This window comes from Salipiger sp. H15 (assembly GCF_040409955.1).
Classification (GTDB): Bacteria; Pseudomonadota; Alphaproteobacteria; order Rhodobacterales; family Rhodobacteraceae; genus Salipiger.
Genome location: NZ_CP123384.1, coordinates 2,727,228 through 2,742,378 on the forward strand (window position 1 = coordinate 2,727,228; position 15,151 = coordinate 2,742,378).

At 68.5% G+C, this 15,151-nt stretch carries 14 protein-coding genes; 10 read left to right on the top strand and 4 right to left on the bottom strand.

The window, feature by feature from the left end; genetic code table 11:
- Positions 1-46: 46 nt before the first annotated feature.
- Complete coding sequence (locus PVT71_RS13200; RefSeq protein WP_353472248.1) at positions 47-961, bottom strand: UTP--glucose-1-phosphate uridylyltransferase; 915 nt, start codon at positions 959-961, stop codon at positions 47-49.
- Positions 962-1,398: 437 nt separating this feature from the next.
- On the opposite strand from PVT71_RS13200, the gene PVT71_RS13205 reads away from it, so the two are divergent.
- The 3 genes from PVT71_RS13205 to ggpS are packed head-to-tail and all read left to right on the top strand — an operon-like array spanning position 1,399 to position 4,832.
- Entirely contained in the window at positions 1,399-2,535 is a 1,137-nt protein-coding gene (locus PVT71_RS13205) for an NAD(P)H-dependent glycerol-3-phosphate dehydrogenase (protein WP_353472249.1), read from the top strand.
- Positions 2,532-3,308: an HAD-IIB family hydrolase gene (locus PVT71_RS13210; RefSeq protein ID WP_353472250.1), complete on the top strand. Its 777-nt coding sequence runs from the start codon at positions 2,532-2,534 to the stop codon at positions 3,306-3,308. The genes PVT71_RS13205 and PVT71_RS13210 overlap by 4 nt, the downstream gene beginning before the upstream one ends.
- Positions 3,309-3,311: 3 nt before the next feature.
- A complete protein-coding gene (ggpS, locus tag PVT71_RS13215; RefSeq protein ID WP_353472251.1) occupies positions 3,312-4,832 on the top strand; it encodes a glucosylglycerol-phosphate synthase in 1,521 nt (506 codons plus the stop codon).
- A gap of 42 nt (positions 4,833-4,874) precedes the next feature.
- On the opposite strand, the gene PVT71_RS13220 is transcribed toward ggpS, so the two are convergent.
- Both PVT71_RS13220 and PVT71_RS13225 read right to left on the bottom strand, forming a co-directional pair.
- Positions 4,875-5,315, bottom strand: a complete 441-nt coding sequence (locus PVT71_RS13220) for a DUF4174 domain-containing protein (protein WP_353472252.1) — start codon at positions 5,313-5,315, stop codon at positions 4,875-4,877.
- A 163-nt stretch (positions 5,316-5,478) separates the two neighbouring features.
- A complete protein-coding gene (locus PVT71_RS13225; RefSeq protein WP_353472253.1) occupies positions 5,479-6,849 on the bottom strand; it encodes a class II 3-deoxy-7-phosphoheptulonate synthase in 1,371 nt (456 codons plus the stop codon).
- Between the two features lie 262 nt (positions 6,850-7,111).
- Here PVT71_RS13225 and PVT71_RS13230 point away from each other — a divergent pair, with 262 nt between their 5' ends.
- A complete protein-coding gene (locus PVT71_RS13230) occupies positions 7,112-8,113 on the top strand; it encodes a GlxA family transcriptional regulator (RefSeq protein WP_353472254.1) in 1,002 nt (333 codons plus the stop codon).
- Here the strand turns inward: PVT71_RS13230 and PVT71_RS13235 are convergent.
- Positions 8,110-9,231, bottom strand: coding sequence for a PQQ-dependent sugar dehydrogenase (locus PVT71_RS13235; protein WP_353472255.1), 1,122 nt, complete (start codon positions 9,229-9,231; stop codon positions 8,110-8,112). The genes PVT71_RS13230 and PVT71_RS13235 overlap by 4 nt on opposite strands.
- A 200-nt stretch (positions 9,232-9,431) precedes the next feature.
- Here PVT71_RS13235 and PVT71_RS13240 point away from each other — a divergent pair, with 200 nt between their 5' ends.
- The 6 genes from PVT71_RS13240 (at position 9,432) to PVT71_RS13265 (ending at position 15,056) form a co-directional block, all read left to right on the top strand.
- Positions 9,432-10,616 carry an ABC transporter substrate-binding protein gene (locus tag PVT71_RS13240; protein ID WP_353472256.1) on the top strand — a complete coding sequence of 395 codons (1,185 nt, stop codon included), beginning with the start codon at positions 9,432-9,434 and terminating at the stop codon, positions 10,614-10,616.
- A 122-nt stretch (positions 10,617-10,738) separates the two neighbouring features.
- Complete coding sequence (locus tag PVT71_RS13245) at positions 10,739-11,521, top strand: ABC transporter ATP-binding protein (RefSeq protein WP_353472257.1); 783 nt, start codon at positions 10,739-10,741, stop codon at positions 11,519-11,521.
- Entirely contained in the window at positions 11,518-12,342 is an 825-nt protein-coding gene (locus PVT71_RS13250; protein ID WP_353472258.1) for an ABC transporter ATP-binding protein, read from the top strand. The genes PVT71_RS13245 and PVT71_RS13250 overlap by 4 nt, the downstream gene beginning before the upstream one ends.
- On the top strand, positions 12,335-12,757 hold the full coding sequence (locus tag PVT71_RS13255; RefSeq protein WP_353472259.1) for a hypothetical protein: 423 nt from the start codon (positions 12,335-12,337) through the stop codon (positions 12,755-12,757). Before PVT71_RS13250 ends, PVT71_RS13255 begins: the two co-directional genes overlap by 8 nt.
- Positions 12,757-13,767 (top strand): branched-chain amino acid ABC transporter permease, encoded by a 1,011-nt coding sequence (locus PVT71_RS13260; protein WP_353472260.1) that lies wholly within the window; start codon positions 12,757-12,759, stop codon positions 13,765-13,767. Before PVT71_RS13255 ends, PVT71_RS13260 begins: the two co-directional genes overlap by 1 nt.
- A complete protein-coding gene (locus PVT71_RS13265; RefSeq protein WP_353472261.1) occupies positions 13,764-15,056 on the top strand; it encodes a branched-chain amino acid ABC transporter permease in 1,293 nt (430 codons plus the stop codon). The genes PVT71_RS13260 and PVT71_RS13265 overlap by 4 nt, the downstream gene beginning before the upstream one ends.
- Positions 15,057-15,151: the final 95 nt, after the last annotated feature.

Consider the following 15,151-nt stretch of genomic DNA (forward strand, 5'->3'; position numbering starts at 1 on the left):
CGCGCGGACCCTGCGATCCGCGCGCCTTTCTCATTCCCGGGTCAGCTCACTCCGCCGCGATGGGCAGCGGCTGCATCTCTTGCAGTACCGGGTGATATTCCTTCTGCGATCCCGCGTAGGCGAGCGTGGCGCGCAGCATCCCGGCCTTGGAGCCGCAGTCGAAGCGGTTGCCGGTGAAGCGGAAGCCGCAGAGCCCGACCTTGCCGGCGCCGAGCGCGATGGCGTCGGTCAGCTGGATCTCGCCGCCCAGCCCGGCGGGCAGCCCCTCGAGGTCGCCGAAGATCGACCCGTCCAGCACGTAGCGCCCGACCACCGCCTGCAGCGACGGCGCCTTCTCGGCCTCGGGCTTCTCGACCATGCCGGAGGCGCGCAGGATCTGGCCCTCGGCCTCGCCCTCGGGGACGAGCACGCCATAGGCCGAGACCTCGTCGCGCTTCACCTCCATGGTGGCGACCATGTGGCCCTTCGCGCCGGTCTCGTAGGCCGCGATCATCTCCGACAGGCACCCGGGTTCGCCGAGGATCAGGTCATCAGGCAGGATCACCGCGACCGGGCCCGGCAGCGCGTGATCCGCGGCGCAGAGCACCGCATGGCCCAGCCCAAGCGGCTCGGGCTGCATGACGAAGAACACCTCTTCCTGCTCGGGGTCGATCGCCGCCTCGTCCAGCGTGTCGGCGATCTGGTGCTTGCCGCGCGCGCGCAGCGTGGCGCAAAGCTCGTGGTCGGCGTGGACATAGCGCTCGATGGCGCTCTTCGACGGGTGCGAGACGAAGATCATCCGCTCGATCCCCGCGGCGCGCGCCTCGTCGATGGCGAATTGCAGAAGCGGCCTGTCGAGCACCGGCAGAAGCTCCTTCGGCGTCGCCTTGGTGGCAGGCAGGAACCGCGTGCCGAGTCCGGCCACGGGGAAGATCGCGGTTCTGACTTTGGACGTTCCGGTCTTCGTGTCGAGCTTGCTCACGGGGGTGTCTCCTTTCGGCGACCCGGGTCGGGCCGCGTGACTTCGGAATGGGGAGCGCGCGGTGCCGGGCCTGCCGGGTTCCGCTGCGCTGCGGCGTATAGGTAAGAGGGTATGGCCAATTTTCTGCAGGTCAAATCCGCCGGTTGCAGAGATGAGCGGCGGACCGCCAAGACCCTCTTTTTGCGCCTCGAAAGGAAAACACCGAAGGTGGGGCCCGGGTTCCGTGCCTCTTTTCCGGGCATCGCGGGGATGGAAAAACATCCATTGCGCGTCAGGGGCTTGGCCGGAAATCCTCTCGCAGGTGCAGAAAAATATCGCGCCCGGCGGTGGTCATCGCGGAACATTGCCTTATTGTCAGCGTTATCACGCGAACAGAGATGGAGAGAGCCCGACGGGCCGAGAACGATGCCGTTTCCGGCAGCGGCCCCAGATGTGTCATGGACGGTCAGAGCATCCAAACCCCGCCCGCGCCGCCGCGCAGCCTCACCGGCCCGCGCCGCGCCACGCCCTACTCCCGCCTGACGGTGATCGGCATGGGGAGCTGGGGCACCGCCCTTGCCGCCACCGCCGCCCGCGCCGGATGCGAGACCCGCATCTGGGGGCGCCGCGAGGGGCTTGCCCGCGCGCTGTCCGAGACCGGCGAGAACCCCGACCACCTGCCCGGCATCAAGCTGCCCGAAACGCTGCGCCCCAGCTCGGACCTGCGGCAGGCGCTCGACGGCACAGAGGCGGTGCTGCTGGTCACCCCCTCGCACACGCTGCGCGAGATGGCGCGCGCGCTCCGGCCCTACCTGCCCGAGGGCATCCCGCTGGCGCTCTGCTGCAAGGGCATCGAGCGCGGCACCGGCTACCTGCTGAGCCACGTGGTCGAGGAAGAGCTTCCGGGGCACCCGGTCGGCGCGCTCTCGGGCCCGACCTTCGCCACCGAGACCGCGCTTGGCCATCCCACCGCCGCCACCGTCGCCTTCACCTTCAGCCACCAGGACCGGATCGAGCCCGAGAAGGCCCCGGCGGCGCGCCTCGCGGTCACCCTGCAGACCGCGGCCTTCCGCCCCTATGTCTCGGACGACCTCGTCGGCGTCGAAGTGGGCGGCGCGGTGAAGAACGTGATCGCCATCGCCTGCGGCATGATGACCGGCGCGGGCTTTGCCGAAAACACCCGCGCGGCGCTCATCACTCGCGGCATGGACGAGATGAAGTTCCTCGCCGAAGCCCTTGGCGGAAGACGCGAAACCGTCACCGGCCTTTCCGGCGCGGGGGATCTCACGCTGACCTGCTCCTCGACAACCTCGCGCAACATGGCGCTCGGCACGCAGCTCGGGCGCGGCATGGCACGGGCCGAATGTTTCGACGGCAAACCGGTGGTGGTCGAGGGCGAGGTCAACGCCGTCTCGGTGGTCGATCTCGCCCGCCGCCTCGGCGTGCGCATGCCGATCTGCGAGGCGGTGCACGCCGTCCTGCACGAGGGCGCGCCGCTCAGCGCCACCTTCCAGCAGCTCTGGGCCGCGCCGATCGAGGGTGAGCCGCGCGCGCTCGACCTCTTCCTGCATCCCCACGAAGGAGACCCCGCATGAGCCTCGATTCCACGCAGGCCCGAGACATCGCCACCTGCCGCTTCGTGCTGGCGACCGATCTCGACGGCACCTTCCTCGGCGGCTCGGACGAGGATCGCCAGACGCTCTACGACTGGATCGAGGCGAACCGCGAGACCGTCGGGCTGATCTTCGTCACCGGCCGCGACCCCCGCTTCATCCGCGAGCTCTGCGAGGGCGGCGTGCCCTGGCCCGAGTTCGTCGTCGGCGACGTGGGGACCACAATCGCCGAGGTGCTGGAGGGCGATATCCACCCCATCGAGCCGCTCGAGGCGGAGATCGCCGAGGCCTGGGGTGACGCGGGCAACAGCGTGCGCGAGGCGCTTCATGGCCATCCCGGCCTGACGCTCCAGCCGACCGAGTTCCGCTACCGCGTCAGCTACGATCTCAACGCCGAGGACTTCGACCCCTCGGCCCATGACAAGGTGCGCGGGCTGGGCCACGACCCGCTGATGTCGGACAACCGTTATTTCGACGTGCTGCCGCGCGGGGTCTCCAAGGGCCCGTCGCTGCGCCGGCTCGTGTCGCATCTGAACATCGAAGAGCGCCGCGTGCTTGCCGCGGGCGACACGCTCAACGACCTGTCGATGCTGCAATGCGGGCTGCCGGCGGTCGCCGTCGGCGGCGCCGAGACCGCGCTTCTGAGCGAGGTGAAGGACCTGCCCCATGTCCACAAGGCGCGCCGCATCGGCGCCGCGGGCATCCTCGAGGCGATCCGCACCTTCGACATGCACGACCTTCCGGAAGGAGCCTGACCCATGCCCAGCGACCTGGTGATCGTCTACCACCGCCAGCCCTACGAAGAGGTAGAGGTGGATGGAAAGATCGAATACCGCGAGAACAAGAGCCCGAACGGCATCGTCCCGACGCTGAAGAGCTTCTTCGGCTCGGTCGAGAAGGCCGCGTGGGTCGCGTGGAAGGAGGCCGAGGATCCCTCGAACCCCGGGTTCGAGCGCGTGGTCGAGATCGAGGACAGCTTCGGCAGCTACACCGTCTCGCGCCTGCCGCTGACGGCCGGACAGGTGCGCAGCTTCTACCACGTCACCTCGAAGGAGGCGTTCTGGCCAATCCTTCACGGGTTCAAGGAGAAGTACAATTACGACCCCGTCGACTGGCCGACCTTCCGCGAGGTGAACTGGGCCTTCGCCGAGGCCGCCGCCGCCGAGGCGGCCCCCGGCGCCTCGGTCTGGGTGCACGACTACAACCTGTGGCTGGTGCCCGGCTACCTGCGCCAGATGCGGCCCGACCTGCGCATCTCGTTCTACCACCACACGCCCTTCCCGGCGGCCGACATGTTCAACGTGCTGCCCTGGCGCGGCGAGATCATCGACTCGCTGCTCGCCGCCGACGTGGTCGGCTTCCACATCCCGCGCTACGCGTCGAACTTCCTCAGCTGCGTGCGCAGCCTGCGCGATGTCGGCAGCGTGCCGCGCGAGAAGGTGGCCGAGGACATGATGTCGGAGGGCTCGGCACTGTCGGATCGCACCGTGCCGACCGCGATCCACCTCGAGAGCGGCCATGTCGTGCATCTGGGCGTGACGCCGGTGGGCGTGGACGTCGGCTATATCAAGGGCCTCGCCGCGACCGAGGACACCGACCGGCTCGCCGCGCGCTTCCGGGAGGAAATCGGCGACGGCAAGCTGCTGCTCTCGGTCGGGCGCACCGATTACACCAAGGGCGGGGCCGACCAGCTGCTGGCCTTCGAGCGGCTGCTGGAACGCCGCCCCGAATTGCGCGGGCAGATCCGGCTGCTGCACGTCTCGGTGCCCGCCAACCGCAACATGACCGTCTACGAGCCGATCCAGAAGGAACTCGAAGAGATCGCCGGGCGGATCAACGGCCGCTTCGGCAGCTTCACCTTCCAGCCGGTGGCGCTGATCTCTCGCGCCATTCCCTTCGTCGAGCTGGTGGCCTGGTACCAGGTCGCCGACGTCGCCTGGATCACGCCGCTGGCGGACGGGATGAACCTCGTCTGCAAGGAATACGTGGCCTCGCGCAAGGATGGCGACGGCGTGCTGGTGCTGTCGGAATTCGCCGGGGCTGCGGTCGAGCTGGGGGCGGCGGTGCTCACCAACCCCTGGTCCACCCGCGCCATGGATTTCGCCATCGACCTCGCGCTCGACATGCCCGAGGAAGAGCGCCGGGCCCGCATGGCGCTGCTGCGCGCCGCCGTGGCGAAACGCGACACGCGGCACTGGGCGCAGGACCAGCTGTCGCTGCTCTCGCCCGAGGATTTCGGCGGCAAGCCGAAGGAGGCGGGAGAGACCGAGGCGGCCTGACCGCTCACGCGACCTTCCCCGCCGCCGCACCAAGCGGCGGGGTCATTCGGCAAGCTCGCTCCGGCGCATCGGCATCGCGTCGATCAGCGCGAAGAGCCGTTCGGGCGGCAGCACCGCGTCCTCCTCGAGCTTCACGCCGCCATCCTTGCCGACCAGCACCAGCTTGAACCCGCCGGGCGAGAAGGCCTGGCGGATCGGGCTTGGTTTGCGCGGGTCGAGATCGCTCAGAACCACGATGTCGCGGGCGCGCATCCCCTCTTCGGCATCGCGAAACAGGTTGAGCTGCGCGAGATAGGACGCGTCGTCTCCGGACGGGGCGAAGAGCAGCACCGGCCGATGCGACCAGCGCAACTCCGCAAGGTCCGGCGCCTCGGCGGGCAGGCGGCGGTAGAGATCGCCCTCGGCGCCAAGGTCGTCGGCAGCCGCGAGGCTGGCGGCGGCGGCAAGGCCGAAGGCCGTGAGCGGGATCGGGGGGCGGAACATGGGGCTCTCCTCTTGGGTCAGGAGAGATACGCGGCGGCGCGCCCTGCGGTTCGCTCACGTTTTCCCGCACGGCGGCAAATGGCCACCCGCCCGGCGGAACGGCGCGCGGAAAAGCAAAAGGGCGGACCCGAAGGCCCGCCCTTAGAAATGCGTTGAGATCGGATCAGGCCGAGGCGGCGTCCGCCGGGGTCTGGCGCAGCGCGGTCAGCTCCTCGGCGACGAGGAAGGCCAGTTCCAGCGACTGCGAGGCGTTGAGGCGCGGATCGCAGGCGGTGTGGTAGCGGTCCGAGAGGTTCTCGTCGGACACGGCGTAGAGGCCACCAGTGCACTCGGTCACGTCCTGGCCGGTCATTTCGAAATGCACGCCGCCGGGCACGGTGCCCTCGTCGCGGTGCACCGCGAAGAACTCGCGCACCTCGCGCAGGACCGAGTCGAAGGGCCGGGTCTTGTAGCCCGAGGCCGACTTGATCGTGTTGCCGTGCATCGGATCGCAGGTCCAGAGCACGTTGGCGCCCATGTCCTTGACCGTCTTGATGAGCCGCGGCAGGTGGTCGGCCACCTTGCCGGCGCCGAAACGGGCGATCAGCGTCAGGCGGCCCGCCTCGTTCTGCGGGTTCAGCGTCTCGATCAGCACCTTGAGATCCTCGGTGGTCATCGAGGGGCCGCACTTGAGGCCGATCGGGTTCATCACGCCGCGGGCGAACTCGACATGCGCGCCATCCGGCTGGCGGGTGCGGTCGCCGATCCAGATCATGTGACCCGAGCCCGCGAGCCACTTGCCCGAGGTCGAATCGACGCGGGTCAGCGCCTCTTCGTATTCCAGCAGCAGCGATTCATGGCTGGTGTAGAAGTTCACCTGGTGCAGCGCCGCCGAGCGCGAGCTGTCGATGCCCGCCGCGCGGATGAAGTCGAGCGTGTCCGACAGGCGGTTGGCCATCTCGCGGTAGCGCGCGGCCTTCTCGCCCTCGACGAAACCGAGCGTCCAGGAATGCACCTCGTGCACGTCGGCATAGCCGCCGGTCGAGAAGGCGCGGATCAGGTTCAGCGTCGCGGCGGCCTGGGTGTAGGCCTGCAGCATCTTCTGCGGGTTCGGCTTGCGCGCTTCGGGGGTGAAGGCCAGCTCGTTGATGATGTCGCCGCGGAAGCTCGGCAGCTCGATGCCGTCGATCGTCTCGGTCGGGGCCGAGCGCGGCTTGGCGAACTGGCCGGCCATGCGGCCCACCTTCACCACCGGCACCTTGGCGCCGTAGGTCAGCACCATCGCCATCTGCAGCATCACCTTGAAGGTGTCGCGGATGGAGTTGGCGGAGAACTGGTCGAAGGCCTCGGCGCAGTCACCGCCCTGCAGCAGGAAGGCCTCGCCGCGCGATGCCTTGCCCAGCTCCTGGCGCAGACGCCGCGCCTCGCCGGCAAAGACCAGCGGCGGATACTTCGAAAGCTGTGCCTCGACTGCGTTCAGATCTGCCTGGTCCTGATAGTCCGGCATCTGAATCCGCGGCTTGGTTCTCCAGCTCGATTTGCTCCACTCGGTCATGGCTTTCTCCCGACGACACTCCGTTAGCGTAAACGTCTTCGTAAAAACGTCTTGTCGCTATACCGAAGTGAGGGTCTCAAAGCCATAGGTAAAAATGCGGCAAATGCCTTTGCGGCAGGCAGCCGTGAACGCGGCGGAAAATGGCACCCGCCGATGCAGCTTATGTCATGAAAACGACATCTCTTGACGCTGCTGGGCTTTCCTGCCCATCTGGCCTTCGCCTGCCCGTCCGCGCGGCAGGTAACGTCCAAGGATCCGCGCGATGTCCGACCAGCGAGTGCCCGCCGCACCAGCCAGCGCCACGAAGCCGCGCCGCTTCGTCTTCGTCCTGCTGCAGGACTTCACCCTGCTGAGCTTTGCCGCCGCGATCGAGACGCTGCGCATCGCCAACCGCATGGCGGGGCAGAAGCTTTACGAATGGCAGCTGACCGGCTCGGACGGCGACAGCGTGCGCTGCTCGGCCGGGGTCGAGTTCCGGCTCGACTGCGAGTTGCCTGAGCTGACGCGCGACGACACGATCATGGTCTGCGGCGGCATCGACGTGCACGTCGCCACCACCCGCAAGCTGCTCAACTGGCTGCGGCGCGAGGCGCGGCGCTGCCAGGCGGTGGGCGGGCTCTGCACGGCAAGCTGGACGCTGGCCAAGGCCGGGCTGCTCGACGGCAAGCGCGCGACCATCCACTGGGAGAACCACGACGGCTTTGCCGAGGAGTTCGAGGAGGTGGAGCTGTCGAAGCGCATCTACGTGATCGACGGCAACCGGATGACCGCTGCGGGCGGCACCGCCTCGATCGACCTCATGCTGAAGATCATCGCCAACGATCACGGCTCGGAGCTGGCGAATGCCGTGGCCGACCAGCAGATCTACAGCTCGATCCGCACCGACCAGGACACCCAGCGCCTGTCGGTGCCGACGCGCATCGGCGTGCGCCATCCCAAGCTCAGCCAGGTCATCCACCGGATGGAGGCCAATATCGAGGAGCCGATCAGCCCCGCCGTGCTGGCCAAGGAGGTCGGCATGTCGACCCGCCAGCTCGAGCGGCTGTTCCGCCGCTACCTCACCCGCTCGCCCAAGCGCTACTACATGGAGCTGCGCCTGCAGAAGGCGCGCAACCTGCTGATGCAGACCGACATGAGCGTGATCAACGTGGCGCTGGCCTGCGGCTTCGCGAGCCCGTCGCATTTCTCGAAATGCTACCGGGCCCACTACCAGACCACCCCCTACCGCGAGCGCGGCACCTCGGGCGCGCGGGCCGAGGCCTAGTCGCCGCTGCCCGCCGGGACCATGCGGTAGAGCGTGCCCGCGCTCTCGGACAGGAACCAGATCGCCCCGTCCGGCCCCTGATCGACGTCGCGCACCCGCCCCGTCTCGGGCGCCTCGATCCGCTCGACCTCGGCCAGCGGATCGCCCGAGAGGCGCGAGATGAAGTCGAACTTCAGCGAGCCGACCAGCGCGTCGCCGTCCCATTCGGGAAAGGCGCTGCCCTGCAGGAAGACCATGCCCGAGGGCGCGATCGACGGGTCCCAGTAGAAGACCGGCTGCGCCATGCCTTCCTTTTCCGTGCCCTCGCCGATCTTCGCGCCGGAATACTGCGTGCCGTAGGAGATCACCGGCCAGCCGTAATTCGCGCCCTTCTCGATCAGGTTGATCTCGTCGCCGCCCTTGGCGCCGTGCTCGGCCACCCAGAGCCGCCCCGAGGCGTCGAGCGCCGCGCCCTGCGGGTTGCGGTGGCCGTAGCTCCAGATCTCGGGCTGCGCGCCCTCGGTCCCGGTGAAGGGATTGTCCTGCGGGAAGGTGCCGTCGCGGTGGATGCGCAGCACCGAGCCGTTGTGGCGCGAGAGGTCCTGCGCAGCCTCGTCCTCGCCGCGCTCGCCCACGGTGACGAAGAGCGTGTCCTCGGACCCCTCGACGAGGCGCGCGCCGAAATGCCGCCCGCCGGTCGATCCCGGTGTCATCTCGAAGATCGTGCGCACCTCCTCGAGCGCGCCGCCCGCCTCGGGCAGCACCGCGCGCAGCACCGCCGTGCCCGCGCCGCCCTCGGGCTGCGGCTTGGCATAAGTGAGAAAGACCTCGCGGCTGGTGTCGAAGTCCTGCGGCACCAGCACGTCCAGAAGACCACCCTGCCCGGTCACCGCGATCTCGGGCAGACCTTCCAGCGGTGTCGCCTCGCCGTCCCGGACCAGCAGCAGCCGGCCGTCCTTTTCGGTGATCAGCAGCCCGCCGCCCGGCAGGAAGTCGAAGCCCCATGGCATGTCGAGCCCCTGCACCACGGGCTCGATCCGCAGCGCGGCGGCGCCGGTCTCGAGCGCGGCGGCCGGCCCGGAGAGCGTCGCGGCCGCAACGAGGGCAGCGGGTACGGCGGCAAGAAAACCATGGGTCATGCGGGGGTCCTTCCTTTGGGGAACATACCCCTGAAGATGGTCCGCGAAGCGCGTCCGACCACCCCCGGGATATTTCCGCAACGACAGGGCGAGTGACGTTGCTGGAGCGTAATATTGCTTCACTGAACGCTCTTTTCTTTTGCATTTGCCCCGCATAGGCTCGCGGCCTGAATAACAAGTAACCAACTGGGAGATACCACATGAAGAAGTGGCTTCTGGCCTCTGCGCTTCCGCTCGTCACCGCCGGTGCCGCCTTTGCCGATGACGCCAAGATCGGCGTCATCCTCGGCTTCACCGGTCCGATCGAATCCCTGACGCCCTCGATGGCGGGGAGCGCCGAACTGGCGCTGGCGGAAATCAACGAGAGCGGCAACTTCCTCGAGAATGTAACGCTGGTTCCGGTTCGCGCCGATTCCACCTGCATCGACAGCGCCGCCGCCACCGCCGCGGCAGAGCGTCTCGTGACCACCGACGGCATCGTCGCCATCATGGGCGCGGACTGCTCGGGCGTGACCGGCGCGATCCTGTCGAACGTCGCCGTGCCGAACGGCGTGCCGATGATCTCGCCCTCGGCGACCTCGCCGGCACTCTCGACGGTCGAGGACAACGGCCTGTTCTTCCGCACCTCCCCGTCCGACGCCCGCCAGGGTGAAGTTCTCGCCGGCATCCTCGGCGAGCGCGGCATCAGCTCGGTCGCGGTGACCTACACCAACAACGACTACGGCAAGGGCTTCGCCGACGCGTTCGAGGCGGCCTTCAAGGCAACCGGCGGCGCGATCACGCTCGCGGCCCCGCACGAGGACGGCAAGGCCGACTACTCGGCGGAAGTCGGCGCGCTGGCCTCGGCCGGCGGCGACGCACTGGTGGTGCTCGGCTACTCGGACCAGGGCGGCAAGGGCATGATCCAGGCCTCGCTCGACACCGGTGCCTTCGACACCTTCGCGCTGGGTGACGGCATGTACTCGGACGCGCTGCTCGCCGACCTCGGCACCGCGATCGACGGCTCCTTCGGCTCGGTGCCGTGGGCCGAGGGCGAAGGCGCCGAGAAGTTCAAGGCCGTGGCCGAAGCCGGCGGCGTGAACTCGGAAAGCTCCTACACCCGTGAAAGCTACGACGCCGCCGCGCTGATCGCGCTGGCCATGGCCAAGGGTGGCGAGCCCTCCTCGGCCGCGGTTGCCGCGAACATCCTCGACGTCGCCAACGCACCGGGCGAGCCAATCCTGCCGGGCGAACTCGGCAAGGCGCTCGAGATCCTCAAGGCCGGCGGCGACATCGACTACGTCGGTGCCACCAACGTCGAGCTGATCGGACCGGGCGAAGCCGCAGGCACCTACCGCTACTACGAGATCAAGGACGGCAAGTTCGAGACCGTCTCGTTCAAGTAAGCACGACCCGAACCGGGCGCCCGGGACACCTGTCCCGGGCGCACCACAGATCAAGAGCGCGGGAGAACACGCGCCACACAAAAATAACACGGGCAAAAACGGGCCCGCTGGGGAAACAAGATTTGATCCGCGTCGAAAACCTTCACCGCCATTTCGGCGGTTTTCGTGCCGTTGACGGGGCCAGCCTGGAGATCGCCAAGGGCTCGATCACCGGGCTCGTCGGACCGAACGGCGCCGGCAAGACCACGCTGTTCAACGTCGTCGCCGGGGCGCTCGCGCCCACCTCGGGCCGCGTGCTCATGGATGGCGAGGACATCAGCGGGCTGCCGCCGCACGAGCTCTTCCACAAGGGGCTGCTGCGCACCTTCCAGATCGCGCATGAATTCAGTTCGATGAGCTGCCGCGAGAACCTGATGATGGTTCCGGGCAACCAGTCGGGCGAAACGCTCTGGAACGCCATCTTCGGCCGCGGCCGCATCGCGCAGGAAGAGGCCGCTCTGCTCAGGAAGGCGGACGAGGTGCTCGACTTCCTGACCATCTCGCACCTCAAGGACGAGAAGGCCGGCAACCTGTCGGGCGGCCAGAAGAAGCTGCTCGAACTCGGCCGCACGATGATGGTCGACGCCAAGATCGTCTTCCTCGACGAGGTCGGCGCGGGCGTGAACCGCACGCTGCTCAACACCATCGGCGACGCCATCCTGCGGCTCAACCAGGAGCGCGGCTACACCTTCTGCATGATCGAGCACGACATGGATTTCATCGGCCGCCTCTGCGATCCGGTGATCGTCATGGCCGAGGGCAAGGTGCTCGCGGAAGGCACGGTCGAGCAGATCAAGTCGAACGAGGCGGTGATCGAGGCCTATCTCGGCACCGGACTGAAGAACAAGGAGATGATCGGCGGATGAGCGGCGAGATCTACGGCGATCGCGGCAACAAGGACCGCTCGATCACCAATCCCAAGGGCATGGGCGACGCCTGGCCCGTCAAACCCGGCGGCGAGGCCCACGCGGCCCCCGGCGGCCCCTTCCTCATCGGCGAGGCGATGACCGGCGGCTACGGCCGCGGCGCCGACATCCTGCACGGCTGCACCATCGCGGTCGAGCGCGGCGAGATCGCCGTCATCGTCGGCCCCAACGGCGCGGGAAAGTCCACCGCCATGAAGGCGGTCTTCGGCATGCTCGACCTGCGCGAGGGCTCGGTGCGGCTCGACGGCGAGGACATCACCGCGCTCTCGCCGCAGGACCGGGTCCGGCGCGGCATGGGCTTCGTGCCGCAGGTGCGCAACATCTTCCCCTCGATGACGGTGGAAGAGAACCTCGAGATGGGCGCCTTCATCCGCAAGGACGACTTCCGCGAGACCATGGAGCAGGTCTACACCCTGTTCCCGATCCTCAGGGACAAGCGCAAACAGGCGGCGGGCGAGCTGTCCGGCGGCCAGCGTCAGCAGGTGGCCGTGGGCCGCGCGCTGATGACCCGGCCGAAGGTGCTGATGCTCGACGAGCCGACCGCGGGCGTCTCGCCCATCGTGATGGACGAGCTCTTCGACCGCATCCTCGAGGTGGCGCGGACCGGCATCCCGATCCTGATGGTCGAGCAGAACGCGCGCCAGGCGCTCGAGATCGCCGACAAGGGCTACGTGCTCGTGCAGGGCGGCAATGCCTTCACCGGCACCGGCAAGGAGCTTCTTGCCGATCCCGACGTGCGGCGGAGCTTCCTCGGTGGCTGACCTTCGGAGCCGACTGCCAGGCGCGGCGCTTGGCGGGGCCCTCTGCCTCGCGGCGCTGCCCGCGCTGGCCGAAGGCGCGCGCCTGACCCTCGAGTGCACGCTTGCCACCGCCTGTTCCGAGGCGGGGGACTGCGGCGCGGGGCAAGGCCCCGTCGCCTTCGTCCTCGCCCCGGTCGAGACGGACGCGGAGGGTGCCGGCAGCTACGAGGTGAGCGTGGACGGCGGCGAGCCCCTGCCCGCGCAGGCGCTCGGCTTTGCCGGCCCGTTCCTCTGGCAGCCGTCCGAGGGCACGCGCATGGCGCTCAGCCTGACCAGCGAAACCACGGCGCTCTGGACGCGCCAGATCGTCGAGAGCGGCACCGATGCGCCGCCTTCGGCGGAGATCGATTTTCTGACCTGCGGGATCCTGCCCTGATGGACATCCTCAACGCATTCGTGGCCCTGGCCAACTTCGTCATAGTCCCGGCGCTCGCCTATGGCAGCCAGCTGGCGCTCGGCGCGCTCGGCGTGACGCTGATCTACGCAATCCTGCGTTTCTCCAACTTCGCCCACGGCGACACCATGGCCTGGGGCACGATGTGCGCCGTGCTGGCCACCTGGGGCCTGCAGGCCGCGGGCATCTCGCTCGGGCCGCTCCCGACCGCGCTCTTGGCAATCCCCGTCGGCATCGCCGGCGCGGCCGTGCTGGTGCTGGCGACCGACCGCGTCGTCTACCGCTTCTACCGCGAGCAGAAGGCCAAGCCGGTGATCCTGGTGATCGTGTCGATGGGCATCATGTTCGTCTACAACGGCCTCACCCGCTTCATCATCGGCCCCGATGACCAGAACTTCGCCGACGGCGAGCGCTTCCTGGTCTCGGCCCGCGGCTTCAAGGAACTGACCGGGCTCGACGAGGGTCTCGCGATCAAGACCACCCAGGCGCTGACCGTGGTGGTGGCGCTGGTCACCGTCGCCCTGCTCTTCTGGTTCCTCAACCGCACGCGCACCGGCAAGTCGATGCGCGCCTATTCCGACAACGAGGATCTCGCGCTGCTCTCGGGCATCAACCCCGAGCGCGTGGTGACCGTGACCTGGCTGATCGTGGCGGCGCTGGCGACCATCGCGGGCGTGCTCTACGGGCTCGACAAGAGCTTCAAGCCCTTCACCTACTTCCAGCTGCTGCTGCCGATCTTCGCGGCGGCCATCGTGGGCGGCATCGGCAACCCGCTCGGCGCCATCGCCGGCGGATTCGTGATCGCCTTCTCCGAGGTCGGCGTGACCTATGCCTGGAAGAAGTTCCTCACCTATTTCCTGCCGGAGAGCATGGCGCCCGACGGGCTCGTGCAGCTGCTTTCCACCGACTACAAATTCGCGGTCAGCTTCGTGATCCTGGTGATCGTCCTGCTGTTCCGCCCGACCGGACTGTTCAAGGGGCAGACCATATGACCCGCACCCTCGGCCTCTTCGCGCTGGTCGCAGCGCTGATCCTCGGCACCGGCTTCCTGCAGAGCTGGAACTCGGCGCTGATCATCCTCAACATGGGCCTCGTGAGCGCGATCATGGCGCTCGGGGTGAACCTGCAATGGGGCCTTGCCGGGCTCTTCAACGTGGGTGTCGTGGGCTTCGTCGCGGTCGGCGGGCTGGCCGTGGTGCTGGTCTCGATGGCGCCGGTTCCCGATGCCTGGGGCGCCGGCGGGCCGCGCGTCATCGGCGCGATCCTCTTCGGCATCGGCGTCGTCTTCGCCGCCGTGCTCGCCTGGAAGAAGCTCGGCAAGGGCGTCCGCGGCTGGGCCGTGGCGGCGATCACCGTGGCGGGCTTCTTCGCCTACCGCGCCCTGCTCGACCCGGCGGTCGATGCCATCGAGGCGGTGAACCCGGCGGCCACTGGCTATCTCGGCGGGCTCGGCCTGCCGGTGCTGCTGTCCTGGCCGGTCGGCGCGGCGCTGGCGGCGGGCGTCGCCTGGGCGATCGGCAAGACCGCCCTCGGCCTGCGCTCGGACTACCTCGCCATCGCGACGCTCGGCATCGCCGAGATCATCATCGCGGTGCTGAAGAACGAGGACTGGCTGGCGCGCGGCGTGAAGAACGTCATCGGCCTGCCCCGTCCGGTGCCCTACGAGATCGACCTGCAGGCGGATGCCGCCTTCGTCGAGACCGCCAGGGGCCTCGGGCTCGATCCCACCACCGCCTCGACCCTGGCGGTGAAGCTCGGCTACTCGCTGCTCTTCACCGCGGTGCTGGTGGTGCTGCTGATCCTCGCCCAGCTGGCGCTGAAGTCGCCCTGGGGCCGGATGATGCGCGCGATCCGCGACAACGAGACCGCCGCGGAAGCGATGGGCAAGGACGTCACCCGCCGCCACCTGCAGATCTTCGTGCTCGGCTGCGCGCTCTGCGGCATGGCCGGCGCGATGATGACCACGCTCGACGGCCAGCTCACCCCCGGCACCTACCAGCCGCTGCGCTACACCTTCCTGATCTGGGTGATGGTGATCGTCGGCGGCTCTGGCAACAACCTCGGTGCGGTGCTCGGCGGATTCCTGATCTGGTTCCTCTGGGTGCAGGTCGAGCCGATGGGCCAGTTCGCGATGAACCTCGTGACCTCCGGCATGGCCGACGGCTCCTGGCTGAAGGGCCACCTGCAGGACAGCGTGCAGCACATGCGCCTGCTGACCATGGGGGTGATCCTGCTGCTGGTGCTGCGCTTCGCGCCAAGGGGCCTGCTTCCCGAGAAGTGACCCGACGACGCTGACCCCGCCCCGCGGCGGGGTCAGCGGCCTTTGGCCGAGAGGCCGTCACCCCTGCGCGGGCATTGGCCGAGCGGACGAGGTGT